22 protein-coding genes and 1 riboswitch are annotated in these 26,423 nt (G+C 73.2%); of the genes, 12 read left to right on the top strand and 10 right to left on the bottom strand.

Going from position 1 to position 26,423, the window contains the following annotated elements:
• Positions 1 to 41: 41 nt before the first annotated feature.
• Positions 42 to 1,769: a serine/threonine-protein kinase gene (locus tag BM051_RS07320; RefSeq protein WP_092529252.1), complete on the top strand. Its 1,728-nt coding sequence runs from the start codon at positions 42 to 44 to the stop codon at positions 1,767 to 1,769.
• Positions 1,770 to 1,917: 148 nt separating this feature from the next.
• Here the strand turns inward: BM051_RS07320 and BM051_RS07315 are convergent, their stop codons facing one another.
• On the bottom strand, positions 1,918 to 3,489 hold the full coding sequence (locus BM051_RS07315; protein ID WP_092529251.1) for a dolichyl-phosphate-mannose--protein mannosyltransferase: 1,572 nt from the start codon (positions 3,487 to 3,489) through the stop codon (positions 1,918 to 1,920).
• A 115-nt stretch (positions 3,490 to 3,604) separates the two neighbouring features.
• Between BM051_RS07315 and rsmI the strand changes: the two genes are divergently transcribed.
• Both rsmI and BM051_RS07305 read left to right on the top strand, forming a co-directional pair.
• The gene (gene rsmI, locus BM051_RS07310; protein ID WP_092529250.1) at positions 3,605 to 4,453 is read left to right on the top strand and encodes a 16S rRNA (cytidine(1402)-2'-O)-methyltransferase; all 849 of its coding nucleotides are present in this window, start codon (positions 3,605 to 3,607) and stop codon (positions 4,451 to 4,453) included.
• A gap of 178 nt (positions 4,454 to 4,631) precedes the next feature.
• The gene (locus tag BM051_RS07305) at positions 4,632 to 5,150 is read left to right on the top strand and encodes a hypothetical protein (RefSeq protein ID WP_134045877.1); all 519 of its coding nucleotides are present in this window, start codon (positions 4,632 to 4,634) and stop codon (positions 5,148 to 5,150) included.
• A 133-nt stretch (positions 5,151 to 5,283) separates the two neighbouring features.
• On the opposite strand, the gene BM051_RS07300 is transcribed toward BM051_RS07305, so the two are convergent.
• The 5 genes from BM051_RS07300 to BM051_RS07280 form a co-directional block, all read right to left on the bottom strand.
• Entirely contained in the window at positions 5,284 to 6,591 is a 1,308-nt protein-coding gene (locus BM051_RS07300; RefSeq protein WP_092529656.1) for an aminodeoxychorismate synthase component I, read from the bottom strand.
• 125 nt (positions 6,592 to 6,716) lie between these two features.
• Positions 6,717 to 7,298, bottom strand: a complete 582-nt coding sequence (locus BM051_RS07295; RefSeq protein WP_092529248.1) for a GH25 family lysozyme — start codon at positions 7,296 to 7,298, stop codon at positions 6,717 to 6,719.
• Positions 7,299 to 7,405: 107 nt separating this feature from the next.
• Positions 7,406 to 8,173, bottom strand: coding sequence for an ABC transporter permease (locus tag BM051_RS07290; RefSeq protein WP_092529247.1), 768 nt, complete (start codon positions 8,171 to 8,173; stop codon positions 7,406 to 7,408).
• Positions 8,163 to 9,155: an ATP-binding cassette domain-containing protein gene (locus BM051_RS07285; protein WP_092529246.1), complete on the bottom strand. Its 993-nt coding sequence runs from the start codon at positions 9,153 to 9,155 to the stop codon at positions 8,163 to 8,165. The genes BM051_RS07290 and BM051_RS07285 overlap by 11 nt, the downstream gene beginning before the upstream one ends.
• A 150-nt stretch (positions 9,156 to 9,305) precedes the next feature.
• Positions 9,306 to 9,902: a PadR family transcriptional regulator gene (locus BM051_RS07280; protein ID WP_092529245.1), complete on the bottom strand. Its 597-nt coding sequence runs from the start codon at positions 9,900 to 9,902 to the stop codon at positions 9,306 to 9,308.
• Positions 9,903 to 9,988: 86 nt separating this feature from the next.
• Between BM051_RS07280 and metG the strand changes: the two genes are divergently transcribed.
• The 5 genes from metG (at position 9,989) to BM051_RS07255 (ending at position 16,979) form a co-directional block, all read left to right on the top strand.
• Positions 9,989 to 11,782 carry a methionine--tRNA ligase gene (gene metG / locus BM051_RS07275; protein WP_092529244.1) on the top strand — a complete coding sequence of 598 codons (1,794 nt, stop codon included), beginning with the start codon at positions 9,989 to 9,991 and terminating at the stop codon, positions 11,780 to 11,782.
• Between the two features lie 205 nt (positions 11,783 to 11,987).
• Positions 11,988 to 12,818 (top strand): TatD family hydrolase, encoded by an 831-nt coding sequence (locus tag BM051_RS07270; RefSeq protein ID WP_092529243.1) that lies wholly within the window; start codon positions 11,988 to 11,990, stop codon positions 12,816 to 12,818.
• Between the two features lie 399 nt (positions 12,819 to 13,217).
• Entirely contained in the window at positions 13,218 to 14,645 is a 1,428-nt protein-coding gene (locus BM051_RS07265) for a resuscitation-promoting factor (RefSeq protein ID WP_424923232.1), read from the top strand.
• Positions 14,646 to 14,673: 28 nt separating this feature from the next.
• The gene (gene rsmA / locus BM051_RS07260) at positions 14,674 to 15,519 is read left to right on the top strand and encodes a 16S rRNA (adenine(1518)-N(6)/adenine(1519)-N(6))-dimethyltransferase RsmA (RefSeq protein ID WP_092529241.1); all 846 of its coding nucleotides are present in this window, start codon (positions 14,674 to 14,676) and stop codon (positions 15,517 to 15,519) included.
• A 156-nt stretch (positions 15,520 to 15,675) separates the two neighbouring features.
• Positions 15,676 to 15,766: riboswitch (SAM riboswitch) on the top strand.
• 199 nt (positions 15,767 to 15,965) lie between these two features.
• A complete protein-coding gene (locus tag BM051_RS07255) occupies positions 15,966 to 16,979 on the top strand; it encodes a methionine ABC transporter ATP-binding protein (protein WP_092529240.1) in 1,014 nt (337 codons plus the stop codon).
• Here BM051_RS07255 and BM051_RS07250 read toward each other — a convergent pair.
• Positions 16,936 to 18,426 (bottom strand): MFS transporter, encoded by a 1,491-nt coding sequence (locus BM051_RS07250; RefSeq protein ID WP_092529239.1) that lies wholly within the window; start codon positions 18,424 to 18,426, stop codon positions 16,936 to 16,938. The genes BM051_RS07255 and BM051_RS07250 overlap by 44 nt on opposite strands.
• A 164-nt stretch (positions 18,427 to 18,590) precedes the next feature.
• Here BM051_RS07250 and BM051_RS07245 point away from each other — a divergent pair, with 164 nt between their 5' ends.
• The 3 genes from BM051_RS07245 to BM051_RS07235 are packed head-to-tail and all read left to right on the top strand — an operon-like array spanning position 18,591 to position 22,050.
• Positions 18,591 to 19,157, top strand: a complete 567-nt coding sequence (locus tag BM051_RS07245) for a TetR/AcrR family transcriptional regulator (protein WP_092529238.1) — start codon at positions 18,591 to 18,593, stop codon at positions 19,155 to 19,157.
• 10 nt (positions 19,158 to 19,167) lie between these two features.
• Positions 19,168 to 20,133, top strand: a complete 966-nt coding sequence (locus BM051_RS07240; RefSeq protein ID WP_092529237.1) for a 4-(cytidine 5'-diphospho)-2-C-methyl-D-erythritol kinase — start codon at positions 19,168 to 19,170, stop codon at positions 20,131 to 20,133.
• Between the two features lie 33 nt (positions 20,134 to 20,166).
• The gene (locus BM051_RS07235; protein WP_092529236.1) at positions 20,167 to 22,050 is read left to right on the top strand and encodes an ABC-F family ATP-binding cassette domain-containing protein; all 1,884 of its coding nucleotides are present in this window, start codon (positions 20,167 to 20,169) and stop codon (positions 22,048 to 22,050) included.
• Positions 22,051 to 22,494: 444 nt separating this feature from the next.
• Here BM051_RS07235 and BM051_RS07230 read toward each other — a convergent pair whose 3' ends face one another.
• Positions 22,495 to 23,820, bottom strand: coding sequence for a serine hydroxymethyltransferase (locus BM051_RS07230; protein WP_092529235.1), 1,326 nt, complete (start codon positions 23,818 to 23,820; stop codon positions 22,495 to 22,497).
• A 65-nt stretch (positions 23,821 to 23,885) separates the two neighbouring features.
• Here BM051_RS07230 and BM051_RS07225 point away from each other — a divergent pair, with 65 nt between their 5' ends.
• A complete protein-coding gene (locus BM051_RS07225) occupies positions 23,886 to 25,571 on the top strand; it encodes a fatty acyl-AMP ligase (protein WP_092529234.1) in 1,686 nt (561 codons plus the stop codon).
• Positions 25,572 to 25,605: 34 nt separating this feature from the next.
• On the opposite strand, the gene BM051_RS07220 is transcribed toward BM051_RS07225, so the two are convergent.
• Both BM051_RS07220 and BM051_RS07215 read right to left on the bottom strand, forming a co-directional pair.
• Positions 25,606 to 25,953: a DivIVA domain-containing protein gene (locus BM051_RS07220; RefSeq protein ID WP_092529233.1), complete on the bottom strand. Its 348-nt coding sequence runs from the start codon at positions 25,951 to 25,953 to the stop codon at positions 25,606 to 25,608.
• Positions 25,954 to 25,973: 20 nt separating this feature from the next.
• Positions 25,974 to 26,324, bottom strand: coding sequence for a DivIVA domain-containing protein (locus BM051_RS07215; protein ID WP_092529232.1), 351 nt, complete (start codon positions 26,322 to 26,324; stop codon positions 25,974 to 25,976).
• Between the last annotated feature and the right edge of the window lie 99 nt (positions 26,325 to 26,423).

Here is a 26,423-nt window from a genome sequence, read left to right as displayed (position 1 = left end):
CCGGCGCGCACCGGTGATCACGGACAGCGAAGGAGCGAGGGGTGGAGTCGTTCGCGAGCTCTCTGCTGTCCCTGGCCTACCAGCTGTTCAGCCCGGGGCTCTGCCCTGGCGACTGGGTGTGGGCCACCAGCGCCGCCGGCGTGCTGGTCGCGCTGTTCCCGGTGCTCGGCGCGGTGATCGCCGCGATCGTCCGCAAGGGCACCGGCAACCGCTACAACACCGCGACCGTGTCCGTGTTCGGCGGGCTCGGCGTGCTGTTCGTGCTGGTGCTGCCCTGGCTGGCCTTCACCGGCATCTCCAGCGTCTACCGCGCGGTGTTCAACGGCAACAGGGGCGGGCTCACCTCGGCCGAGGCCGAGCGGATGCGGGTCGAGTACTGCTTCATCGGCCAGCAGTCGGACTACCTCGGCGGCGGCCGCAACGTCTTCGAGACGCTGTTCTACTACTCGGGCGACGCGCTGGCCTACGGCTACTACCTCGGCGCGCTGGTCGGCCTGCCCGCGCTGTCCCTGCTGTTCGTGATGCTGCAGGCCAGGGCGGCCTTCCGGCGCGGGCCCGCGTGGCCGGGCCGGTTCTTCTGGCTGTCCTTCGTGGCGTTCGTGGTGTTCTCCGTGGGCGTCGAGGCCAACACCGCCGTGCACCTGTGGCTGGGCTACCTGCCGGCCGCGGTGCTCGGGCTCGTGCCGGTGTCGCTGGTCGGCCCGCCGAGTTGGGCCGCCATCAAGCGCTCCCAGCAGGAACCCGAGCGGCCGCCACCGCCGCCGGAGAAGCCGCCGCCCTACGTCCCGCCCCGGCAGGAGGAGCCGCCGCCCCCTCCTCCGCGGCAGTACCCGCCCACCTCGGTCGCCCCCGCGCCGGAGCCGCCCCCCGAGCCCGCGCCCGCGCTGGCCGCCGCGCCGGGCCCGGTGCCGCTGCCGCCGGGGTCGAGCGCGGCCGGCGGCAGCCGTTACCGCCGGGTGCGGCGGCTCGGCCACGGCGGGTTCGGCACCGTGTGGGAGGCGGTGGACAACCAGCTCGGCCGCACGGTCGCACTGAAGATCGCGCACGCCCCGGACCGGGACACCGAGGAGCGCATGGCCCGCGAGGCGCGGGCGTTGGCCGCGCTGAACCACCCCAACTGCGTGCGGGTGTACGACCTGGTCGAGGAGCCGGACGGCCTCGCGCTGGTCATGGAGTACCTCGAGGGGCAGGCGCTGGCCACCGTGGTGGACACCGTGGGGCCGCTGGACGACATCGCCGCCGGCCGGTTGTGGGCCACCATGGCGAGCGCGCTGGCGGCGGCGCACGCGCGTGGCGTGCTGCACCGCGACGTGAAGCCGTCGAACGTCATCCTCGACCCCGGCGGATTGGCGCACCTGATCGACTTCGGCATCGCCCGCAGCAAGGGCGACTCCACGATGACCGCGACCGGGATGATGATCGGCACGCCGGACTACGTGGCCCCGGAGGCCGCGACCGGGGCGCCGGCCAGCCCGGCGTCGGACGCCTGGCAGCTCGCCGCGACGGTGAGCTACGCGCTGTCCGGCGCGCCACCACGCGGCACCAGGGAGACGCCGATGGCCGCGCTGATGGCCGCCGCCCGCGCCGAGCCGCCGAGCAGACTGCCGCGGCAGAGCGTGCACGCCCGGCTGCTGGCCGCCTCCCTCGACCCGCAGCCGCGGAACCGGCCCACGCTGGACGCCGTGCGCAAGGAGGTCGAGGGCTGGCTGGCCAGGGTGGGCAAGTCGCCGGACGGCCCGGTCACCCGCGTGGTGCCCCGGGTGCGCTGACCGAGCCACGACGCCGGGCGGTCAGAACGCGTTGACTGTGAGAGCGCTCTCATGCCGAGGTGATCCGCGAAACGGAGCAATAGGCGGAATCGATGACGAGAACGGGAGGGGCGCGGATGCGCTCCCGGCCGTCGCCGGCCGTCACCGGTCAGCGCCAGGAGGGCAGCCAGAGCTCGGCCTGCCAGCGGTCCTGGGTGATCGAGTCGCCGTTGAGGATCGGCCAGAGCCACACGAAGTTGGCCACCACCAGCCCGACGTACAGTGCCACCGCGAGCAGGCCGGTGCCCCGCCGTTCCCGGCCGTGGTGCCGCCGGCCGAGTACGTGCCCGAGCGCCAGCGTCAGCCCGAGCACCAGGAACGGCGCGATTGGCGTGGCGTAGAAGAAGTACATCTGCCGGTCGAGGTTGACGAACCACGGCAGCAACCCGGCGAGGTAGCCGGCGAGCACGGCGGCGTAGCGCCAGTCGGTGCGGAACACCGCGCGCCACGCGCCCCAGGCGAGCATCGGCAGCGCCAGCCACCACAGCGCGGGGGTGCCGATGAGCATGGTGGCGCGCACGCAGCTCGACTCGCCGCAGCCCGCGGCCGCGGCGCCCTGCTCGTGGTAGTAGAGCATCGGCCGCAGCCCCATCGGCCACGTCCACGGCTTCGACTCCCACGGGTGCGGGTCGTTCTTCGGGGTGGCCAGCGACTCGTGGAACTCCAGCACGTTGACCGTGTACGCGACCAGCGAGCGCAGCGCCGCCGGCACGAACCCGAACGGGCCGGCGGGGACGTTCTCGATCTCGACGTAGTGCCGGTCCGTGGCGGTCTCGCTGGCGAACCACGCCCACCACGTGCTCAGGTACGCCAGCACGGCGACCACGCCGATGCCCCACACCGCGGGCGCGAGGTCGCGGCGCAGCATGCCCACCCACGGCCGGCGCACCCCGGCGGCGCGCCGGGCCGCGACGTCGAAGGCCACGCAGAGCAGGCCGAACGCCACGACGTAGTACACGCCCGACCACTTCACCCCGGTCGCCAGGCCGAGCAGCACCCCGGCGGCGAACCGCCACCAGCGGAAGCCCAGCCGCGGACCGTACGGCGAGTCGTCGACCCAACCGAACCGCACGCCGGCCGCCAGCCGCTGCCGGACCTGCTCGCGGTCCATCAGCAGGCAGCCGAACGCGGCGAGCACGAACAGCGTGAGGAAGATGTCGAGCATCCCCATCCGGGACTGGATGTGCAGCACGCCGTCGCAGATGGCCAGCACGCCCGCGATGGCGCCGAGCAGGGTGGAGCGGGTGAGCCGGCGGGCGATCCGGACCACCAGCACGACGATCAGCACGCCGGCGATCGCCGCGCTGAACCGCCAGCCCCAGCCGTTGTACCCGAACGCCCACTCGCCGAGCGCGATGAGCTGCTTGCCCAGCGGCGGATGCACCACCAGCTCGTAGCCGGCGTTGTCCTCGTAGCCGCCGTTGCGCAGCATCTGCCACGCCTGCGGCACGTAGTGCTTCTCGTCGAACACCGGCGCGCCGCGGTCGGTCGGGAAGCCGAGGTTCTGCAGCCGGACGAGTCCCGCGGCGAGGGCCAGCACCACCGTCACCAGCAGCGCGCGCATCCGGTCCACCGGCATCGGGGTGCCCAGCAGCGTCGCCTCCCGGTCGGTGGGCGGCGGGGCGGGGGCCTGGCCCGGGCGCACACCGTCCCCGAACGGGCGGTTCAGCACTGCGGTCACGGGCATCGATCGTAGGGGCAGTGGTGTGAGGTCAGTGGTGTGAGGTCAGCGGTGTGAGGCCGGCGTCCCCGCCGGCCGCTACCCTGGCCGGGGTTCGTGGGTCCGGAGGGTGCGCATGGTCGAGACGGCGGGTGCCGGCCGGCTGGTCCTGGCGGCCACGCCGCTGGGCGACGCCGGGGACGCCTCGGCCCGGCTGGTGCGGGCGCTGGCCGAGGCCGACGTGATCGCCGCCGAGGACACCCGCCGGCTGCGGACGCTGGCCGCGGCGCTGGGGGTGACCCCGGTGGGGCGGGTGGTGAGCTTCTACGACGACGTCGAGGCCGCGCGGCTGCCGAAGCTGCTCGACGAGCTGCGCGCCGGCCGGACCGTGCTGCTGGTCACCGACGCCGGCATGCCGAGCGTGTCCGACCCCGGCTACCGGCTGGTGGCCGCGTGCGTGGCCGAGGACCTGCCGGTGACCTGCCTGCCGGGGCCGTCGGCGGTGACCACGGCGTTGGCGCTGTCCGGGCTGCCGCCGGACCGGTTCTGCTTCGAGGGCTTCGCCCCGCGCAAGGCTGGCGAGCGGGCGCGGTGGCTGCGCGAACTGGTCGCCGAGCCGCGGACGGTGGTGTTCTTCGAGTCGCCGCACCGGCTGGCCAGCACCCTGGCCGAGGCGGCCGAGGCGTTGGGCGGGTCCCGGTGCGCCGCGGTGTGCCGCGAGCTGACCAAGACCTACGAGGAGGTGCGCCGCGGCACGCTGGCCGAGCTGGCCGAGTGGGCGGCCGGCGGGGTGCGCGGCGAGATCACCGTCGTGCTGGCCGGCGCCGCGCCGCCGAAGGTGAGCGCCGCCGACCTGGTCGGCGAGGTGCGGGCCAGGGTCGACGCGGGGGAGCGGCTCAAGACCGCCGCCGCCGAGGTGGCCTCCGCCGCCGGCGTGTCCACCAAGGAGCTGTACGACGCCGTGCTCACCGCCCGCCGCGAGTAACCCACGAGAGAGATGTTCGAGACGCGGCCGGTGAACTACCGCACGGCCCGGCCCGGCGGTACCGACTTTCGGCGGGAAGATTGTGCGGTAATCGCGGGTGCAGAGTGGACAGAGCGCGCTAGTCTTCGGTTCACCCGATCGGTTTACGAACCGATTACCGAAAGAGTGGACCGAACGCATGAGAATCCGTCGAGCCGCGGCAGCCGTCCTGATGACCGCCTCGGTCACCATCGCGCCGGCCGCGCTGGGGATCGGCGCCCAGGCCGCAGCGGCCTGCCCCGAGGTGGGCCAGGTGTACTACACCATCTCCAACGGGGCGAAGAGCTGGCTGAAGACCAACCTGCGCAGCGACTACCTGCGCGGTCCCGGCACCATCACCTACAACAAGACCACCACGTCCTCGGTGAACGCGTCGGTCTCCGGTACCACCAGCGCCGAGGCCGGCGTCGTGTTCGCCAAGGCGAGTGTGTCGCTCAGCGTGACGGTCGGGGGGAGCTACTCGAAGTCGGACTCGTGGTCCTACTCGGCCAACGTGGCCGCCGGCCAGACCAAGCGGCTGCAGCAGTACAAGGAGAGCCGCTCGTTCACCGCGAAGAAGACCCGCATCGTCGCGCCCTGCAACGTCAGGACCGACTGGACCCGCAAGTTCAACGCGCCGGTGAAGAGCCCGACCTACAAGTGGCAGCTCGACAGCTGACGCACCTCGCGGCCCGGCGCCTCCCGCGCCGGGCCGCGAGCCGCGACGCCCGACGTGGTGAGCGCGCCGTTCCGAACGCAGAAATCGTCGTCCCGCACGTAGATTTCGCGGTCCTGAACGTAGATCTCGGGGTTCAGGGGGTGGGGGGTTCGGCGAGGAGGGCGTCCAGTGGGGCGGACTTGTGGAGGCACTCCCGCCATTCGGCGGCCGGGTCCGAGTCGGCGGTGATGCCGCCGCCGACGCCCAGCGCGAGGCTGGTGCCGTGCAGCTCGAAGGTGCGGATGGCGACGTTCAGCTCCAGCCCGGCCACCGGGGAGACCATGCCGACGGCTCCGGTGTAGACACCCCGCGGCACGTGCTCCAGCTCGGCGATGAGGTCCAGCGCGCGCAGCTTCGGCGCGCCGGTCACCGACCCGGGCGGGAAGGCGGCGCGTAGCAGATCGGCGTCGGTGCGCCCCTCGGCCAGCTCTCCTTCCACTGTGGACTCCAGGTGCCATACTCCCGGTGCCGGGGTGACGGCGAGCAGCTCCGGCACCCACACGCTGCCGGTGCGGCACACCTGGCCGAGGTCGTTGCGCACCAGGTCGGTGATCATCACGTTCTCCGCGACGTCCTTCGTGGACCTGCGCAGCCGGATGGCCAGCGGGGCGTCGGCAGGACCGCGGCGCGGAAGCGTCCCCTTGATCGGGGTGGAGCGCACCCGCCGGCCGTGCCGGGCCAGGAACAGCTCGGGGGACAGCGACGCCACCGTGCCCCAGCTCCCCGCGAGGTAGGCGGCACGGCGGGGGCGCAGCCGACGCACTCCCTCGGCGAACAGCTCGGCCGGTTGCCCGTCGAACAGCGCGGTGAACCGGCTGCAGACGTTGGCCTGGAACAGCTCGCCGGCCGCGATCGCGTCGACGCACGCGCGCACGGCGGCGGCGTGCTCCGCCTCGGGCGGCCGGTGCAGCCGGGTCGGTGTCCAGCCCTTCGGGTCGGGCTCGCCGTGCCGGAGCAGGCCTTCCAGCTCCGCGGCGAGCTCCGCCGGCTCCGGGGAGCCCGGTGGCACCAGTGCCTCGAACCACCACCGGCCGTCGGCGTCGCGCACCAGCACGGTGTCGGTCCACCCCCACACCGCGTTCGGCAGCGGTGTCTTCCGCCCGGTCGGATCGGTCAGCTGGTAGGAGAGGTAGCCGACCCAGCCGCCACCGACCGCACCGTCCACAGTGTTGGACGCGGTGGCGGACATCGGGGGCAGGTCGGTCACCGCGGCGAAGGCGACGTCCGGATCGGTCACGGCGTGCGCGGGCAGTGACGGCACGAGCACCGCCCGCGCCGAGAACCACTGGCCGGTCAGCGCGGCCGGCGGGGGCAGCCCGCGGTCGCGGGCGCGCGCGTCGAGCAGGAGCAGCGCGCGCTCCACCGACACATCCGAGCGCAGCCGCCTGCGCGCCACCCGCATGCCGCCATTGTCACCCACCACTCCCACACGTGTGTCCGCGAGTCATGCACGCGCGTCCACGCCGCACGACGCGGAAACCTGTGCACAGAGCGCGGACACGCGTACACAGAGCGCGGACACGGCGGTCAGAGGAGGATGTCGGCGAGGGTGAAGGGGTAGACCAGGGCGTCGTGGCCGGGGTGGTGCTCGTGCAGGCCGAGTCGGGAGTGGAACCAACCAGGCCGGCCGGGGATGCCGTTGTGCCGGACCAGCCACAGCACCACGCCGGCGTCGGCCCACTTGTCCGGCCGCAGCCGGTGCAGCCAGTCCTCGTACTCGGCGTAGACGAGCACCGTCCCGACCCCGGCGGCCTGTCGCACCGCCTTGATCCACCCGCGGACGAACCGGTCGTCCACCCCGGGCACCCGCACGTCCAGCGCCGGCGCCAGTGCCCCCGGCGCGAACGTGCCGAGCGGAGCGGTCGTCCGGACGAAGTGCTCGGCCTGGTTGGACGCGCCGCCGGGCCGGGCGAGATGCCGGGCGCCGCAGTGCAGCCCGAGCCCCTGCGCCGCGCGGAGTTGACGCACGGCCGCGGAATCGGTCCAGTTGAGGCTCTCGGTGACCGTCACGCTGGCGAAGACCGCGCCGCTGGCGCGGACGGCGGTCCAGTCGTCCACGATTTCGGCGTGGGCCAGGTTGATTCCTCGGGCCGGATCCTCTAGGGACATTTGCGCACGAGACTAACCCGCGGGGTGGTCCCGGGCGCGGCGGAACGCGCCCGGGACCACCGAAAGAATTGCCGGCGCCGTGCGCGATGGTTCGTTCGCACGCTCCCTCACGCGTTCTCGCGCTGGAAGGTGCGCACTCCCCAGAACACGGCCAGCGCGGTCAGCGCGACCAGCACCACACTTCCGGTGAGCAGGGCGTCGGCGCCGAAGTCCCCGCGGAAGGCGGCCCGTGCGGCGTCCACCACGTGGCTGAACGGGTTGATCCGGGAGATCGCGTACAGCCAGCCCGGCGCCAGCTCGGTGGTGATCGGCAGCAGGATGCCGGACAGCAGCAACAGCGGCAGCAGCACCACGTTGAGCGTGGCCGGGAACGCGTCCTCGCTCTTCAGGGTGAGCGCCAGCGCGTAGGACGACGACGCCATCGTGACCGCCATCAGCGCCAGGAGCACCAGGCCGATGAGGATTCCGGCCAGCGGTGCGCGCAGGCCGAACACGAGCACCGCCAGCACGATCAGCACGATCGCCTGCACGACGGCCTGCAGCGCGTTGTTCAGCACCTTGCCCAGCAGCAGCGCGACCCGGCTCACCGGGGTGACCCGAAGCCGCTCGATCACGCCGGAGCGGTACTCGGCCAGCAGCCCGAACCCGACGAACGACGTGCCGAACAGCGCGACCATCACCAGCAGCGCCGGGGTGAAGATCGTCCACACGTCGCCGGGAGGGAAGCCGGGCGTGTTGGCCACCATCCACTGCAGCAGCGGCCCGAACAGCAGCAGGTACAGCAGCGGTTGCAGGATCTGGATGAACAGCCAGGCCGGGTTGCGCAGCGACAGCCGCAGGTCGCGGCGGAAGATCAGCCAGAGGTCACGCGGCATGGCCGGACTCCTCCGGAGCCTCGGGGCCCGGACCCTCCGCGTCGCGCAGGGTCCGGCCGGTCAGGGTGAGGAACACGTCGTCCAGCGTCGGCCGGTGCACCTGCACCGCCAGCATGGGGACGCCGGCCGCGTCCAGGGCCCGCAGCAACTCGGGCAGGGCCTGGTCGCCGCGCGGCACCCGGAGCCGGACCGTGCCGGGCTCGGCCGCCACCTCGTGCGCGCCGGGCAGCCGGCCGGCGACGTCCATGGCGGCGGTGGTGTGCTCGCGCGCCACGTCGACGGTCATGCCGTCCCCGGAGACCTGGGCCTTGAGCGAGTCCGGGCTGCCTCCGGCGACGATCCGGCCGTGGTCGATCACCAGGATCCGGTCGCACAGGGCGTCGGCCTCGTCGAGGTAGTGGGTGGTCAGGAACACGGTGACGCCGTGCTCGGCGCGCAGCCGGCGGATGTGCTCCCACAGGTTGGCCCGGCTCTGCGGGTCGAGCCCGGTGGTCGGCTCGTCGAGGAAGACCAGCGCGGGCTGGTGGATCAGGCCCAGCGCGATGTCCAGCCGGCGCCGCTGCCCGCCGGAGAGGGTCTTGGTGGGCCGGGCGTCGAGGTCGGCGAGGTCGAGCCGGTCGGTCAGCTCGGCGCCGCGGCGCAGGGCCTCGGCTCTGCCCAGCCCGTACAGCCGGCCCTGGAGCTCGAGCTCCTCGCCGACGGTGCACTCCGGGTGCGTGCCGCCGCCCTGCGCGACGTAGCCGATCCGCGTCCGGACCCCGAGCGGGTCGCGCAGCAGGTCGTGGCCGGCCACCGTCGCGGTGCCGGCGGTGGGGCGCAGCAGCGTGGTGAGCATGCGCAGGGTGGTGGTCTTGCCGGCGCCGTTGGGGCCGAGGAAGCCGACGAGCTCCCCCTCGGCGACGTCGAGGTCGACGCCGCGCACGGCGTTGACGGTGCGGCCACGGGCGGAGAACCGCCGCGCGAGGCCGCGAGCGGTGATCATGGGACGCCTCCTTGCTATTCAAGTTTGACTAGCGAGTGGCGCCACTGTGCCCCAGGTGAGTGGCTCCGGTCAAACCGATTAACGCGGCCCATGTGGCTCTGGTCGAACCGATTCGGCGCGGCCTCGGGTGAGCCGCTCTGGTCGAAGCGATCAGCGCGTGGGTGGTTCGTCGAACGACGGCTCCGGGTCGTCGGCCATCGCGTACTCGCCCGCGGACAGCCGCCGGAGCAGATCCTTCGTCCATCGGATGTCCGCGTCGACGTGCAGCCGCCACAGCCGGTACAGCTCGTTGACGTGCTCGGGGTGGCCCCAGTCGGTGCCGCGCTCGAGGACCATGCCGACGTTGGCCGCCTGCCCGTCCAGCTGGGTCAGCCGGTACTCGAGCAGCCCGATCGCCTGCTCGCGGGGCAGGCACGGCAGGAACGTGACCGCGGCGGACAGCTCCTCGCTGTTGGGGCTCTCGTCGACCGTCGACAACATGCGGGCGAGGCCGATCTGGAACTCGCTCTCGCCCGCCTCGGTGAGCCGGTACGCGGTGCGGTCCGGGCCGCCACCCTTCCTGCCGGTGTCCACGTGCTCGAGCAGCCCCTCGGCGGCCATCTTCTTCAGCGCGTGGTAGATCGACCCCGGCTGCACCTTGGCCCACTTGTCCGCCGACCACGACAGCAGCTCGCGGCGCACCTGGTAGCCGTGCGCCGTGCCGTACATCCGGACGACGCCGAGCACGAGCAACCGCGTCGCCGACACCCTGATCGCTCCCTCGGGGGTACTCCTGGTCGAAAGGCGGCTCCCTCGAACAAAGCAGTGGACCGCCATCCGTAGGCTAACCGGGCATGAGCACCCCTGTGTTGACCGCGGTGGCCTGGCCCTACGCCAACGGTCCCCGCCACATCGGTCACGTGTCCGGCATCGGCGTCCCCTCGGACGTGTTCGCCCGTTACCAGCGAATGGTGGGCAACCGGGTGCTCATGGTGTCCGGCAGTGACGAGCACGGCACGCCGATCCTGGTCCAGGCCGACAAGGAGGGGCTCACCCCGCGGCAGACGGCGGACAAGTACCACCGCGTGGTGGCCGAGGACCTGCGCGGGCTGGGCGTCACCTACGACCTCTACACCCGCACCACCACCGGCAACCACGCGCACGTGGTGCAGGAGATCTTCCTCGCGCTGTACCGCAACGGCTATGTCGTGCCCAAGCAGACCACCGGCGCGATCAGCCCGTCCACCGGGCGCACCCTGCCTGACCGCTACATCGAGGGCACCTGCCCCATCTGCGGCTACGACGGCGCCCGCGGCGACCAGTGCGACAACTGCGGCAACCAGCTCGACGCCGCCGAGCTGATCAACCCGCGCTCCCGGATCAACGGGGAGAAGCCGCGGTTCGTCGAGACCGAGCACCTCTTCCTCGACCTCCCGGCGTTCACCGAGTCGCTGGGCAAGTGGCTGGCCACCAAGACCGACTGGCGGCCCAACGTCCTCAACTTCACCCGCAACCTGGTCGACGACATGCGGCCCCGGCCGATCACGCGTGACCTGGACTGGGGGGTGAAGATCCCGCTGGACGGCTGGCGGGATCAGCCGCTCAAGCGGTTCTACGTCTGGTTCGACGCGGTGATCGGCTACTTCTCGGCCAGCGTCGAGTGGGCTCGCCGCTCGGGTGATCCGGACGCGTGGCAGGCGTGGTGGAACGACCCGGCCGCGCAGCTGGTGCACTTCATGGGCAAGGACAACATCACCTTCCACGCGCAGATCTGGCCGGCGCTGTTGCTCGGCCACAACGGCCAGGGCGACAAGGGCGGCGAGCCCGGCCCGTACGGCGTGCTGAACCTGCCCACCGAGATCGCGTCGAGCGAGTTCCTCACCATGAGCGGCTCGAAGTTCTCCACGTCCCGGGGAACGGTCATCTACCTGCACGACTTCCTGCGCGACTTCGGTCCGGACACCCTGCGCTACTTCATCTCCGCCGCCGGGCCCGAGACCCAGGACGTGGACTTCACCTGGGACGAGTTCGTCCGCAGGGTGAACTTCGAGCTGGCCAACGAGTGGGGCAACCTGGTCAACCGCGCGGTGTCGATGGCGCACAAGAACAACGGCGCCGTGCCCCGGCCCGCCCGGCCGAGGGAGGTCGACGAGCGGCTCAAGGAGCAGGCCCGTGCGGCGTTCGACACGGTCGGCGGACACCTGGCCCGGTCCCGGTTCCGCGCCGGCGTCAACGAGGCCATGCGGGTGGTGTCGGCGGCGAACAAGTACCTGTCCGACCAGGAGCCGTGGAAGCTCAAGGACGACCCGGAGCGGCGGGACACCGTCCTGCACACCGCGTTGCAGGTGGTCTCCGACGCCAACACGTTGCTCACCCCGTTCCTGCCGCACTCCGCGCAGAAGGTGCACGAGGCGCTGGGCGGCACCGGCGTGTGGGCCGCGCAGCCGGAGCTGAGGGAGGTCGAGGACCTCGACGTCCCCGGGCAGGTGAACCCGATCCTCACCGGGGACTACGGGGCCGAGCAGGCGCGGTGGGAGTCGCGGCCGATCGAGGTGGGCCGCCCGCTGGCCAAGCCCACCCCACTGTTCCGCAAGCTCGATCCCGAGCTGGCCGAGACCGGCCCCGAGTGGGCCCCCATCCAGACGTGAGCGGAGCTCGCGGAGCGAACCAACGCGGCAGACTGGGCGAACGCGGCCGACGAGCGCCAGCGAGGAGGGGCGTGAGGCACCTTCTGTCAACCTCGGGAACCGTCACCTCAGGGGAACGTGACACAACCCGGCCACAAGTACGTGACCGAGCCGAACGCTCACTCTCCAATGCGACCAACAGGCTCAATTCCGGGGAGGCGGCACTGTGAGCAAGCGTGAGCCGCCACCGGTGCCGGAGCGGTTGCCGGCACCGGTGGCGGACGCTCACACCCACCTCGACGCGTGCGGCGCGGCCACCGCGGCCGACGTCGCGGCGATCGCGGACAGGGCCGAGGCCGCCGGGGTGACCCGGATGGTCACCGTCGCCGACGACCTCGCCGCCGCCCGGTGGGCCGCCGAGGCGTCCACCTGGGATGCTCGGGTCTTCGCCGCCGTGGCGATCCATCCCACCCGCACCAAGGACTTCGGCCCACCGGAACAGTCCGAAGTGGAGCTCCTCGCCGCGGGGGAGCGGGTGGTGGCCGTCGGGGAGACCGGTTTGGACTACTACTGGGACTTCTCACCACCCGAGGCGCAGCAGGAGGCGTTCCGGTGGCACATCGACCTCGCCAAGCGCCTGGACAAGCCGTTGATGATCCACGACCGGGACGCCCACGAGGACGTGTTGCGGATCCTCGCCGAGGAGGGCGCGCCAGCCGACGTGATCTTCCACTGCTTCTCCGGCGACGCGGAGATCGCCCGCCGCTGCCTGGACGCCGGGTACGTGCTCTCCTTCGCCGGCACGGTGACCTTCCGCAACGCGCACGCCCTGCGCGAGGCGGCCCGCCTGGTGCCGGCCGGCCAGTACCTGGTGGAGACCGACGCGCCGTTCCTCACCCCGCACCCGTTCCGCGGCCGGCCGAACGAGCCCTACTGCGTGGCCTACACGGTCGCCGGGCTGGCCGAGTTGCGCGGCGAGTCGGTCGAGGAGGTCGCCGCGGCGGCCGAGGCGACCGCGGAGCAGGTGTTCCGGCTGCGCGGCGTGACACCGGAGTGAACACGTTGCGACAGCTGGGGAACGTGTACCGCCTACCGGAACGTGACAGCGACGCGAAGCGTGCCCGTTCGGGTGGCGGGGGGCGACGATTGGGTGTGACGAGGGTCACGTCACTCCTGGGGCGTTTGCGTAACCCCCTCGTCCTTCGTTACTGTCCCGTGATCGTGCCGACCGATGCCGGACATCCGGTCTCGGTCGGGACGCCCACAGTCACGTCAGTGCACGTCGGGGACGCGGCCCGCCCGGGTCGCGAGGGGCGCTGGCAGTGTCCTCCGTGGGAGCCGGAAGGCCCGGCGGGCGCGCACCCGCGCGGCCGGGCGAAGGCACGACCTCCTTGGGAAAGGGATCGACCCTGTGACTGGTAGTCAGTGGCATGCCGGAGCGCGCTCCGAGCCCGGCGTGCGGGACGCGGTCGGCGCGGGTACGGCGACGCTGGAACGCCCGGACGGCGGCTTCGACTTCTTCGACTACTCCCCCGAGCCGCGGGTGACCCCGCAGGACGTCCGCGCCGCGCTGGGGCCCGACGCCGACGACCTCATGGCCGAGGCCTCGGTCGACGTCGACGAGCTGATCCGGCTGATCAACGCCGAGACCACCATGCTCCCGGCGCTCCCGCTGCCGGACGAGGCGAGCCAGGACCGCGTGGCCAGGACCGCGGCGGCCGAGGCGGTCGAGGAGCCCGAGCCCGAGCTGGCCAGCGCCACCAGGACGTGGAAGCGCCGCTTCCTCAAGGGCGCCGTGCTCGCCGCGCTGATCACGCTGACCGGCGGTGGCGCCGCCGCGATGGCGATGAACAAGACCGTCACCGTGGAGGTCGACGGCGAGCGGCAGACCGTCCGCAGCTTCGGCGACACGGTCGGCGAGGTGCTGGAGGACGCCGGCCTCAGCGTCGGCGCGCACGACGCGCTGTCCCCCTCGCCGCAGACGGAGGTCGGCGACGGCGGCGTCATCAAGCTCGAGCGCGGCCGCAAGCTGAACCTGATCGTCGACGGCACGCCGCGCGATTCGTGGGTGCGGGCCACCAGCGTCGGCGACGCGCTCACCCAGCTCGGCCTGCGGGACCTCGTCCGGCAGGGCACGTGGTTCTCCGTCCCGCCGAACGGCGAGGTGCCGCTGGAGGGGATGACCCTGGAGGTCAAGACACTCAAGCACGTCACCGTCTTCGACGGCGGCAACGAGCCGCGCGAGCTGACCACCAACGCGGTCACCGCGGGGGAGCTGCTCCAGGAGCTCCACCTCACCCTCGGCCCGGAGGACGAGATCGACGGCGGGATGGACTTCAAGCTGCTCGACGGCGCCGAGGTGCACATCAGCCGCACCGGCGTGTCGGTCGTCAACGAGACCGAGACCATCGACCCGCCGGTCGAGGAGATCAAGGATCCCGACCTCGAGCAGGGCAAGCAGATCGTCGAGGAGGAGGGCACCCCCGGCGAGAAGATCGTGACCTACCGGGTCACGAAGAAGAACGACCAGGAAGTGAAGCGCGAGGAGCTCTCCGAGAAGGTCGTCAAGGAGGCCAAGCCGAAGGTCGTCCGGGTGGGCACCAAGAAGCCCGCGGTGCCGCCGATCGCCGACGGCGCGGTGTGGGACCGGCTGGCCCAGTGCGAGTCCGGCGGCAACTGGTCGATCAACACCGGCAACGGCTACTACGGCGGCCTGCAGTTCAACAAGGGCACCTGGGACGCCTACGGCGGCTCGCAGTACGCCGCGTACCCGCACCAGGCCACCCGCGAGCAGCAGATCGCCGTGGCCACCAAGCTGCGCGACGCCCGCGGCGGCTACGGCGCCTGGCCGCACTGTTCGAGCAAGCTCGGCCTGCCGCGCTGAGCCGACCGGCCCTGCCTAGGCTGGGCCGGTGACCGAACCGGCGTTGCTCGGGCCCGCCGAGATCCGCGGGCTGGCCGCGGAGTTGGACGTGCGGCCGACCAAGAAGCTCGGCCAGAACTTCGTGCACGACGCCAACACCGTGCGGCGCATCGTCGAGCTGGCCGGGGTCGGCCCCGGCGACGCGGTGCTGGAGGTCGGCCCCGGCCTCGGCTCGCTGACCCTCGGCCTGCTCGCCGCCGGGGCGCGGGTCGCCGCCGTGGAGATCGACCCCGTGCTGGCCGCCCGGCTGCCCGGCACGGTCGCCGAGCACGCGCCCGACGCGGCCGGCCGGCTCACCGTGCTGACCGCGGACGCGCTGCGGGTGCGGGCCGCCGAGCTGCCCGAACCGCCCGGCGCGCTGGTCGCCAACCTGCCGTACAACGTCGCCGTGCCGGTGGTGCTGCACCTGCTGGCCGAGCTGCCGTCGCTGGTCCGCGCGCTGGTCATGGTGCAGACCGAGGTCGCCGATCGGATGGCCGCGGGCCCCGGCAGCCGGGTGTACGGGGTGCCGAGCGTGAAGCTGGCGTGGTACGGCACGGCGCGCAAGGTGGCCGCCGTGCCGCGGTCGGTGTTCTGGCCGGTGCCCAACGTCGACTCGGCGCTGGTGGCGTTCGAGCGCGGCACGCCACCCGCCGGCGCCGACCGGGACGCCGTGTTCGCCGTGGTCGACGCGGCCTTCGCCCAGCGGCGCAAGACGCTGCGCGCCGCGCTCGCCGGGTGGGCGGGCTCGCCGGCCCACGCCGAGGAGGTGCTGCTCCGCGCCGGTGTCGACCCCCGCACCCGCGGCGAGCAGCTCACCGTCACCGACTTCGCCCGCATCGCCGCCGCCCGCTAACCGTGTCCGCGTTCCCCGCACGCGTGTCCGCGTTCCCTGTACGCGCGTCCGCGTCCTGCGACGCGAACGCCCGTACACAGGGCGCGGACACGGCGTGAGTGTGACGTGGGTCAGGGGACTTGCGCCGGGCGGTACGCTTCGGGTGTACTGCAAAGGCATCCATCCCGAGCGGCCGAGAGACCTGGCTCCGTGACGCCGCAGCAACCACCCGCTCGCGGGCAGGTGCTACCGCCAGGACCGATGGAGGACATGTGTATCGGTCACGAATGCTCACCAGGCGTCGAGTAGTCGACGAGTGCCGCCGCACCGTGAGTGCCTGTCGTCGCTCGACCTTCTCCGCCTGACAGCGCCCCTTCCGAAACCCGCCACGCCGTCCACACCGGACGGTTTCGCTCGACCTCGCGCGCCCGGGCGACCGCGGCCGCGCCACTGGCTTTGGAGCATTCGTGATCACTGTCGAGAACCTGAGCAAGACCTTCCCCGGCAAGAGCAGTCCCGTGGTGGCACTGCGCGACGTGAGCCTGGACATCGACGCCGGTTCCCTGTTCGGTGTCGTCGGCCCGGCCGCGTCCGGCAAGTCCACCCTCGCCCGGTGCCTCGCGCTGCAGGAGCGCCCCGACCGTGGGGTGGTCCGGCTGGACGGCGTCAACACCGCCGCGCTTGAGGGGCGGCGGCTGCGCGAGGTGCGCCGACAGCTGGCCGTGGTCGACCCGCGGACCCCGCTGCACGCCGAGCGGACCGTGGCCGGCAACGTGGCCGCCCCGCTGGAGCGGCTCGGGGTGGCCGGCCCCCAGCGGCGCAGCCGGGTCGGCACGCTGCTGGACCTGGTCGGCCTGACCGCGCGGGCCACGCAGCAGCCGACCGAGCTGACGCCGGGGCAGCGTCGGCGCGTCGAGGTGGCGCGGGCGCTGGCCGCGGCGCCGGCCGTGTTGCTCGCCGACGACCCCACCGGCGGTGTGTCGCCGGAGGAGGCCGGTGCCGTGCTGACCGTGCTCGATCGAGCCCGCGCCGAGCTCGGCGTGACCGTGGTGCTGGCGACGCGGGATCCCGGGGTGGTGCGCCGGGTCTGCGACGGGGTGGCCGTGTTGGAGCAGGGCACGCTCGTGGAGAGCGGGACGGTGCTCGGGCTGTTGACCGACCCGGGCAGCGCCGCGGCCCGCGCGTTGCTGCCGGCGATCGACACCCCCGCCGCGCAGGTCGCCGGTTACGACCGCGTCGTGGACGTCGTGCTGGTCGGGTTCGCCGCGGTCGGGGCGCTGCTGCCGGAGGCGGCGACCCGCTTCGGTGTGGAGGTGGCCACCATCGGCGGCGGGTTGACCCGGATCGGGGACACCCCGGTGGCCCGGTTCCGGCTCGGCCTGCGCGGCGAGCGCGCCGACGGCGCGGTGGCCTGGGTCGTCGAGCAGGGCGGCCGGGTCACCCACCAGGTGCGCGGCCCGCAGGCCGTCGTCGCCGCCTGATCCCGTCCCGCCCGCGGGCTCCGGAGCCGCTGAGCAGGCCCATGGCGACGGCGCCGGCGGCGAGCACCGCGGCGCCCCAGCCGCTGGCCACCGCGTAGCCGTGCACGGTCGCCGCGGCCGGCGGCTGGGCTGTCGGGCCCGCGCCGGCCACGGCCGCCGTCGCGCCGGCCGCGACCGTGTTCAGCACGGCGGTGCCCAGCGAGCCGCCGACCTGCTGGCACGTGGTGAGGAACGCCGACGCCACGCCGGTGTGTCGCGGGGCGACGCCGGCGGTGGCGGTGTTCATCACGGTCGGCATCGCCAGCCCCGCGCCGGCACCGACCAGCAGCATCGCCGGCAGCAGCACCCCGGCATAGGAGCTGGTCGCGGACAGCCGGGTGAGCGCGAGCAGCCCCACCGCCAGCACGAGCAGGCCGGTGAACAGCAGCGGTCGGGGCCCCACCCGGGGCACCAGCCGGCGGGTGAGCTGGGTGGACACCAGCACGTTGACCGCCACGAACGGCAGGAACGCCGCGCCGGTCGCCAGCGGGCCGTAGCCGAGCACCGCCTGCATCTGGAAGGTCAGGAACAGCAGCATCCCGAACATCCCGAACGCGGCGATCGCGATGGTGCCGAACGCGGCCGCCCTGGCCCGGTCGGCCAGCACCGCGAGCGGTAGCAGCGCGCCGCGGACTCTGGCCTGCCGCAGCACGAACCCGCCGAGCAGCACGACCGCCGCGCCGAGCAGGCCGATCACCCCGACCGGCTCGGTGCCCCGCTCGGCGAGCTGGGTCAGCCCGGTGACCAGCGCGACCGTGCCGCCCCCGCCCAGCAGCGCGCTCACCCAGTCCAGCCGGGTGTCCCGGTGCGCCTCGGCGTGCGGAAGGACCACCGCGCCGAGCACGGTCGCGACGAGCGCGACCGGCAGGTTGACGTACATGCACCACCGCCAGCCGAGGTACTCGGCGAGCGCCCCGCCCACCACCAGACCGAGCGCGGCGCCCGACAGCACGATCGCGCTGAACAGGCCGAACGCCCTGGCCCGCTCCCTTGGCTCGGTGAACATGATGGTCAGCAGCGACACCGCCGACGGGGCCAGCAGCGCGGCGAACACGCCCTGGCCCACCCTGGCGGCGACGAGCGTCTCCGGGGTGGCGGCCGCGCCGGCGACCGCCGAGGCGAGCGCGAAGCCGACCGTGCCGCCGAGCAGCGTCCGCCGCCGGCCGAGCCGGTCGGCGAGCCGCCCGCCGAACAGCAGCAGGCCACCGAAGGCGAGCGTGTAGCCGGTGATCGCCCACTGCCGGGTGGCGTCGGACATCCCGAGGTCGCGCTGGGCGGAGGGCAGCGCGATCGTCATGATCGTGACGTCGACGAGGACCAGCAGCTGGGCCATGCCGATGGCGGCGAGGCCCCACCAACGGCGGCGCTCGGCGCGCCGGTCGGCGAGTGTCGGGGCGAGCGCGGTCATGGTTCTCCTCCACCAGCGGGACGGGGCCGGGCGGTAGACTCGGACGGCGGTGAGAACTTACCGGCCGGCTAGTTAGGACGCCTGTTCGTCACGGTAGCCAAAACTAGCCGGCCGTCAAGTAAGTTCCTGCGCTCCGGAACGAGCGGTTCTCAGGAAGGACGTGGATGGCGGGTCGACGCGGCGACACCCGGGAGCGCATCCAGCGGGTGGCGCTGGAGCTGTTCGTCGAGCAGGGCTACGAGAAGACCTCGTTGCGGGAGATCGCGGAGCGGCTGGGCGTGACGAAGGCCGCCCTCTACTACCACTTCCGCACCAAGGAGGACATCGTGCACAGCCTCGTCGCCGACCTCTCCGCGGCGCTCGACGAGCTGCTCGAGTGGGCCGGGGAGCGCCCGCGGGCGCGCGAGGAGGTGTTGCGCCGCTTCGCCGCGCTCGTCGACCAGCGGTTCGGGCCGGTGATGGAGTTCGTGCAGCAGAACATGCCGGCGATGCGCGAGCTGGGGCTCAAGCACACCCTCGGCGAGAAGCTGGCGGAGCTGTTCCAGCTGATCTGCGCCGACGACGAGGATCCGGCGACGCAGTTGCGCGCCCGGCTGGCGCTGGTGGCGCTGATCCTCGGGGCCAACCCCATGTTCAGCTCCGGCCGGGTCGCGCCGCCGCCGCGGGACGTCGCCCTCGAGGTCGCGCTCGAGCTGGCCGTTCCGCGCCGATCGGGCGGTTCGGCCACGTAGGCTTGGGACCGTGCTCGCCGTCGTACCCCCGCCCGTCACCGTGAGAGTGCCAGCCAAGATCAACCTGCACCTCTCGGTCGGTGACCTGCGCGCGGACGGCTACCACGAGCTGGCCACGGTCTTCCAGGCGGTCTCGCTCACCGACGAGGTGACCGTGGCGGTGGCGGAGGAGCCCGGCGTCGAGGTGTACGGCGAGGGGCAGGACTCGGTGCCGACCGGCGCGGACAACCTGGCCTGGCGGGCCGTGCAGACGTTGGCCGCGCACGTCGGCAGGTCCGGCGGCGAGGCCGCGGTGCGAGTGGTGCTGAACAAGGGCATCCCGGTGGCCGGTGGCATGGCCGGGGGCAGCGCCGACGCCGCCGCGACACTGGTGGGGCTGGCGTCGTTGTGGCGGTTGGACATCAGCCGGGACGAGCTGGCCGATGTCGCGGCGGAGCTCGGCAGCGACGTGCCGTTCGCGCTGTACGGCGGCACCGCGCTGGGCACCGGCCGAGGGGAGCAGCTCGTGCCGGTGCTGTCCCGGCACACGTTCCACTGGGTGCTCGCGTTCGACCAGCGGGGCCTGTCGACCCCGCGGGTGTACCAGGAGCTGGACCGGCTGCGGGCGCAGGGCGACCCGCCGCGGGTGGGCTCGCACGACCCGGTGGTGGAGGCGCTCTCGTCCGGGGATCCGCGGCAGCTCGCCCTGCTGCTCGGCAACGACCTGCAGGCCGCCGCCGTGTCGCTGCGGCCGGGGCTGCGCCGCACGCTGCGGGCGGGGGTCAACGCCGGCGCGCTGGCCGGCACGGTGTCCGGCTCCGGCCCCACCTGCGCGTTCCTCTGCACCGACGCGGAGTCGGCGCTGGCGGTGGCCGCCGAGCTGGCCGGCGCGGGGGTTTGCCGGACCGTGCGGGTGGCGCACGGGCCGGTGCCGGGCGCGCGGGTGGTCGGCGGCGACGACTCGCCGCGGCCGGCACCGCCGCAGGTGCACGCCTAGTCGCCCTTCTGGATCGTCCGAAAAGGATCGTTTGTGGTCAATCTCGTCAACCTGGAGTCGGTGCACAAGTCCTACGGTGTCCGGCCGCTGCTCGACAACGTCTCGCTCGGTGTGGCGCGGGGTGAGCGGATCGGCGTGGTGGGGCTCAACGGGGGTGGCAAGACGACGCTGCTGGAGGTGCTCGCCGGGATCGCCGGGCCGGACGCGGGACGGGTGAGCTGGGCCAGCGGGCTGCGGATGGCGGTGGTGACCCAGCGTACCGAGCTGCCGGCGGGGAGCTCGGTACGTGACGCCGTGCTGTCCGGGTATGCCGCCGAGCACGAGTGGGCGGCCGACGCGCGGGTGCGGTCGATCGTCACCGGGCTCGGGGTGGTGGCGCTCGGCCTGGAGACGCCGACGGCGCAGCTGTCCGGCGGGGAGCGGCGGCGGGTCGCGCTGGCCGCGGCGCTGGTGGGTGAGCTCGACCTGCTGGTGCTGGACGAGCCGACCAACCACCTGGACGTCGAGGGGGTGCGCTGGCTGGCCGACCACCTGCGGGAGCGGAAGGTGGCCGTGGTGGTGGTGACGCACGACCGATGGTTCCTGGACACGGTGTGCCAGCGGACCTGGGAGGTCGCCGGTGGCCGGGTCGAGCAGTACGAGGGCGGGTACGCCGACTGGGTGTTCGCGCGGGCCGAGCGGGCCCGCCGGGCGGCCGACGCCGAGGAGAAGCGGCGCAACCTCGCGCGCAAGGAGTTGGCGTGGTTGCAGCGGGGTGCGAAGGCGCGGACGTCGAAGCCGCGGTACCGGGTGGAGGCGGCCGAGGCGCTGATCGCGGACGTGCCGCCGCCGCGGGACACCGTGGAGCTGATGTCGTTCGCCCGGCGGCGGCTCGGCAGGACGGTGCTGGAGCTGGAGGACGTGTCGCTGTCGGTTGGCGGGCGGTGCCTGCTGGACTCGGTGACCTGGCGGATCGGGCCGGGCGATCGGATCGGTGTCGTCGGGGTCAACGGCTCCGGCAAGAGCACGCTGCTGCGATTGCTGGCCGGTGAGGTGCGGCCGGAGAGCGGGCGGCGGGTCGAGGGCAGGACCGTGCGGCTGGCGCACCTGCGGCAGGAGCTCGAGGATCTCCCGGGGGACCGTCGGGTGCTGCAGGCGGTGGAGGACGTCGCCGGGCGGGTGGTGCTGGGCAAGCAGGAGCTGTCGGCGTCGCAGCTGGCGGAGAAGTTGGGGTTCCCGCCGGCGCGGCAGTGGACGCCGGTGGCGGACCTGTCCGGTGGCGAGCGCCGGCGGCTGCAGCTGGTGCGGCTGTTGATGGCGGAGCCGAACGTGCTGCTGCTCGACGAGCCGACCAACGACCTGGACATCGACACGTTGCAGCAGCTGGAGGACCTGCTCGACTCGTGGGCGGGAACGTTGGTGGTGGTCTCGCACGACCGGTACCTGGTGGAGCGGGTGTGCGACACGGTGGTCGCCCTGCTCGGTGACGGCCGGGTGACCCACCTGCCCGGGGGGATCGAGGAGTACCTGAGCCGGCGGGACACGCTGCCCGCTGCCGGTACGTCGGCGGCGGGCGGGTCCGCTGCCGGCGGGTCCGCTGCCGGCGGGTTCGTTGCCGGCGTGTCGGCTTCCGGGCGGGGTGGCGCCGGTGGGCGGTCCGGGACTGCCGGGCGGGCCGGCGCGGGCGAGCGAGCCGGCGCGAGCGAGCGGCGGAAGAGCGAGGCGGCCGAGCGCCGCGCGGCGGGCAAGGAGCTGGGCCGCCTCGAGCGGCGGCTGGACACGTTGCACCGGAAGGAATCGGAGCTCCACGACGCCCTGGCCGAGGCCGCCACCGACCCCGACCGCCTGATGCGACTCAACACGGAGCTGAAGGCGCTCCAGGCGGAGAAGGAGGGCGTCGAGGAGCGCTGGCTGGCGGTGTCCGAGGCGCTGGAGTAGCCGTCACGCCGCTCTGTTCCTCCCGGGGCTCTCGGGCTTCCCGCTGTCGCGATGCCAGCTCGGTGGTGGCCTGCCCGTGGCTCCGGCCCGCCACGACGATCGGCAGGACCGACAGCCCGTAACGACCGCCACGGCGCCGTCCGCCACCACTCCCACAAGGCGCCCATCCGAGTGAACTCGGGCGTGAACGGCCCGTTCACACCCCGAAAACCCCGCGAGTTGTCCACAACTTCGCGAGAACCAGCTCCTCCCCACCGATGCCGGGTAGACTGGAAGCGGGGCCGGCCCCCGGGATGGGTGGGGGCTACTCTAGAGGGGCCGCGAAGATCGAAAACGGTGCGGTGAAACCCTTGATGCGGTGAAAACCCGTGCCGTGCCGGTGAATCGGCCCGGATGGGCGCCGTCCACAGTGTAGCTCGTGGTCCACGGCCGAGCCGGCGGTAGTCAGTCGGTCGAGTCCTTTTCGGACACCGAGCGGCGCAGGGCGACGACCTCGGGGCGGATCTCGGCGGGGTCGGTGCCGTCGAGGAGCACGTGGCGCATCAGGGCCGCCACCACCCGCAGGTGCTCCGCCCCGAAGCCGCGGCGGGTGACCTCCTGGGTGCCGATCCGCAGCCCGCGCAACCCCTCCGCCACCGGCCCCTGCCCCGGCAGCCCGATCGCGCTCAGGTAGATCCCCGCCGCGGCCAGCCGGGCCGCCGCGGCCTCACCGCCGCCGCACCCGGCCGCGTCCACCGCCACGTGGTGCGACCGCGTGAACCCGCGCCCGGCCCCGGTCACCGCGAAACCCGCGTCGTGCAGCGCCTCGGCGAACGCCCGCGCGTTGCCGGCACACCGCTCCGCGTACCGGCGACCCGCGGGCGTCCCCAACTCGGCCGTCGCGATCGCCAGCGCACCGAGCCGCCCGACGTCGTAGTTGGCCAGCATCCCCGGATACGCCGCCAGCGAGATCCGCTCCGCCAACCTCTCGTCCCGCGTCACCACGCACCCGCCGGGCGGCCCGCCGTACGACTTGTACGTCGAGAACGTCACCACGTGCGCCCTCTCCGGCAGCGGCCGTTGGAACAGCCCGGTCGCCACCAGCCCCGCCACGTGCGACGCGTCGTACACCAACGTCGCCCCGACCTCGTCCACCGCCGCCCGCACCCGCGCGACGTCGTGCGGGAACAGCATCAGGCTCGCCCCGACCACCACCAGCCGCGGCCGGTGCGCGCGCAGGAACCCGGGCAGCGCCGCGTGGTCGATCCCGAGCGCCCCGGCGTCGTAGGGCAGGTCCACCACCCGCAGCCCGCGGATCCCGGCCGCCCCGTACGCGTGGTGGCTCGCGTGCCCCCCGGCGGCCTCCGGCAACACCGCGACCGTGTCCCCCGGCTCGGCGAGCGCGCGGTAGACGGCCAGGTTCGCCATCGTCGCGCTCGGCAGCCGCACCTCGGCGAACCGACCCGCCATCCGCTCGGCCACCAGCAGCGGCGCCAGCACCTCCAGCGTGTCCAGGTGGTCCAGACCGGTCTGGTACTTCTCGCCCGGCCAGCCCATGCTCGGCCGGGTGGACACGGCCGGGTCGTACGCCGCCAGCGCGGCCGAGCTCGGCACGTTGGTCCCGGCGTAGAGCACGATCCCCTCGTCGTCGAACTGCCGCCGGTGCGCGGCCAGCGCGGCCCGCACCGTCTCGGCGACCTCCGTCGGGCCGGTCCGGTTGGTGACCGCGGCGGCCACCTCCTGCAACCGACGGCGGGCCGCCGGCGCGGCCCATGGCGCGATCTCCGTCATGATCGCCAGACGATAGAGCAGCTATAGCCCCGCGGTCGATCTCGCCGACTGGTTAAGGTGAGCCCATGAGTCGGTTCGTGGAGACGATGGTCGCCTCGGCGGCCGCGGGTGGTCGGCAGCGCGGCATGGTCACCGGGGAGCCGCACGAGCCCGTCCGCCAGACCTGGGCGGAGGTGCACGAGCAGGCCCGCGGGGTCGCCGGCGGTCTCGTCGCCGGCGGGTTGGAGCCGGGCGCGGCCGTCGCGGTGCTGGCCGCCGCGCCGGCGTTGATCGCCCCCACCGTGCAGGGTGTCTGGCTGGCCGGCGGCAGCGTCACGATGCTGCACCAGCCCACCCCGCGCACCGACCTCGCCGAGTGGGCCGAGGACACCGTCCGCGTCCTCGGCATGATCGACTCCCGGCTGGTGCTGCTCGGCTCGCCGTTCGACCAGCTCGCCCCGGTGCTCACCGAGCACGGCATCCGGCACACGATGATCGACGACCTGCTCACCGCCGAGCCGATCGGCCAGCCGGTGCCGACCGGCGAGGACGACCAGGCGTTGTTACAGCTCACCAGCGGCTCCACCGCCGAGCCGAAGGCCGTCCGGATCACCCACCGCAACCTGCTCGCGAACATCACCGCGATGGTGGAGGCCGCGGAGTTCCGGTTCGACGCGGACATCATGGTGTCCTGGCTGCCCACCTTCCACGACATGGGCATGGTCGGCTTCCTGACCCTGCCGATGACCTTCGGTGTCGAGCTGGTCAAGGTCACCCCGGTGGAGTTCCTCTCCGGCCCGCTGATCTGGCCCCAGCTGATCAGCAAGTACCGCGGCACCGCCACCGCCGCGCCGAACTTCGCCTACGCCATCGTCGGGCGCCGGTTGGCCAAGGTCGACGACGACGACGCCTACGACCTGTCCAGCCTGCGCATCGCGCTCAACGGCGCAGAGCCGATCGACGAGGCCGCCGTGCGCGGCTTCACCGAGGCGGGCGCCCGGTTCGGGCTGAGGCCCGAGGCGGTGTTCCCCGCGTACGGCATGGCGGAGACGACGCTGGCGGTGTCGTTCGTGCCGGTCGGCTCGGGGCTGTCGATGGACGTGGTGGAGGCGCACGCGCTGGAGGCGGAGAACCGCGCCGTACCGGTGCCCGAGGGCGACCCGCGGCGCGGCACCGACGAGGTGCGGACGTTCGCCAAGCTCGGCCGCCCGCTGCCCGGGTTGGAGGCGCGGATCGTGGACGAGCACGGCGCCGTGCTCGGCGAGCGGGAGGTCGGGGAGATCCGGCTGCGCGGCGAGGCGGTGACCCCCGGCTACCTGACCATGGAAGGGCCACGGCCGACGCAGGACGCCGAGGGCTGGCTGGCCACCGGCGACCTGGGGTACCTGGTGGACGGGCAGCTCCTGATCTGCGGCCGGGCCAAGGACGTCATCATCATGGGCGGCCGCAACATCTACCCGACGGACATCGAGCGCGCCGCGATGTCGGTGGAGGGCGTGCGCGCCGGCAACGCCGTGGCGGTGCGGCTCGACGCGGGCACCCGGCGGGAGCGGTTCGCCGTGGTGCTGGAGTCCAAACTGGCCGGTGACGCGGAGGCGGAGCGCTCACTGGCGAAGAACGTCGCGGCCCGCGTGCGGGACGCGGTGGAGATGCGGCCGTACTCGGTGGTGGTGCTCTCGCCCGGCTCGCTGCCGAAGACGCCGTCCGGCAAGGTGCGCCGCGCCGCCACCGCCCAGCAGTACGCCGACCGCATCGCCGGCAACGCCGACTGATCGGGTTCACGTGGTTCCGCGCGATGCCGACCGGCTAGGGACGGACCCGGCGCCACAGGGGCTTGCGCACGTGGCTGTGCTCCAGCGCCGGCGCGACGTAGGCGGTGCCGTTCGCGGCGGTCGGGCCGCCGAGGCCGGTCAGGGTGCTCTCCACGAGTTGCAGGAACGCGTCCACCGCGGCCTGGTCGTAACCCCGCTTGCCCAGCGGCGCCCTGGCGAACGCGACGCTGTGCACGTCCGCGGCGGTGAGGTGGTCCTCTCCGGCGAGGGTGTCAACGACCCGGTCGAGGAACGCGTCCACCTCCGCCGGATGGTAGCCGCGGGTGCCGATGGCGGCCCGCTCGAACCGGATGTTCCGCACGTCCTCGACGGTGACTGCCATCTGCTGCTCCCGGGGATCGTCTAGCGGCGTTCGGACTCCTGCAGGTCGCGGGGGGACGCCGTGGCCTGGTCCTCCTGCCGGGCCGGCGGCACCTGGTGCGCGGTCCGGCTCATCCCGCTGCGCTGGATCAGCTCGTCCTCGACGGCGTCGAGGAACTCGTCCACCTGCTTCTCGTCGTACCCGCGCTTGCCGATGAGCGGCCGGCCGAACTCGACGTGGTGCACCTCGGCGGCGGTGAGATCGTCCTCGCCGGCCAGCGTCTTGGCGATCCGCCGGACGAAGTCGTCGACCTCGTGCTTGGCGTAGCCGCGGCGACCGATGGGTGCGGTGGCGAACTCGACGTGCGTGGCGTCGTCAGCGGTGAAGGACATCGATCGGCTCTCTCCCGGGCTCGGCTTGGTCGGCAGTGTCTTCTGGGCCGCACTCCTCCCACCTGCGCTCCTCCCTCGCCGGGGCTCGGTCGATGCCCG

Origin of the sequence: Amycolatopsis arida (assembly GCF_900115565.1) — a bacterium.
In the GTDB taxonomy this organism is placed as follows: Bacteria; Actinomycetota; Actinomycetes; order Mycobacteriales; family Pseudonocardiaceae; genus Yuhushiella; species Yuhushiella arida.
The sequence above is the reverse complement of the archived record's forward strand: the minus strand, read 5'-3'. Positions and strand labels throughout refer to the sequence as shown.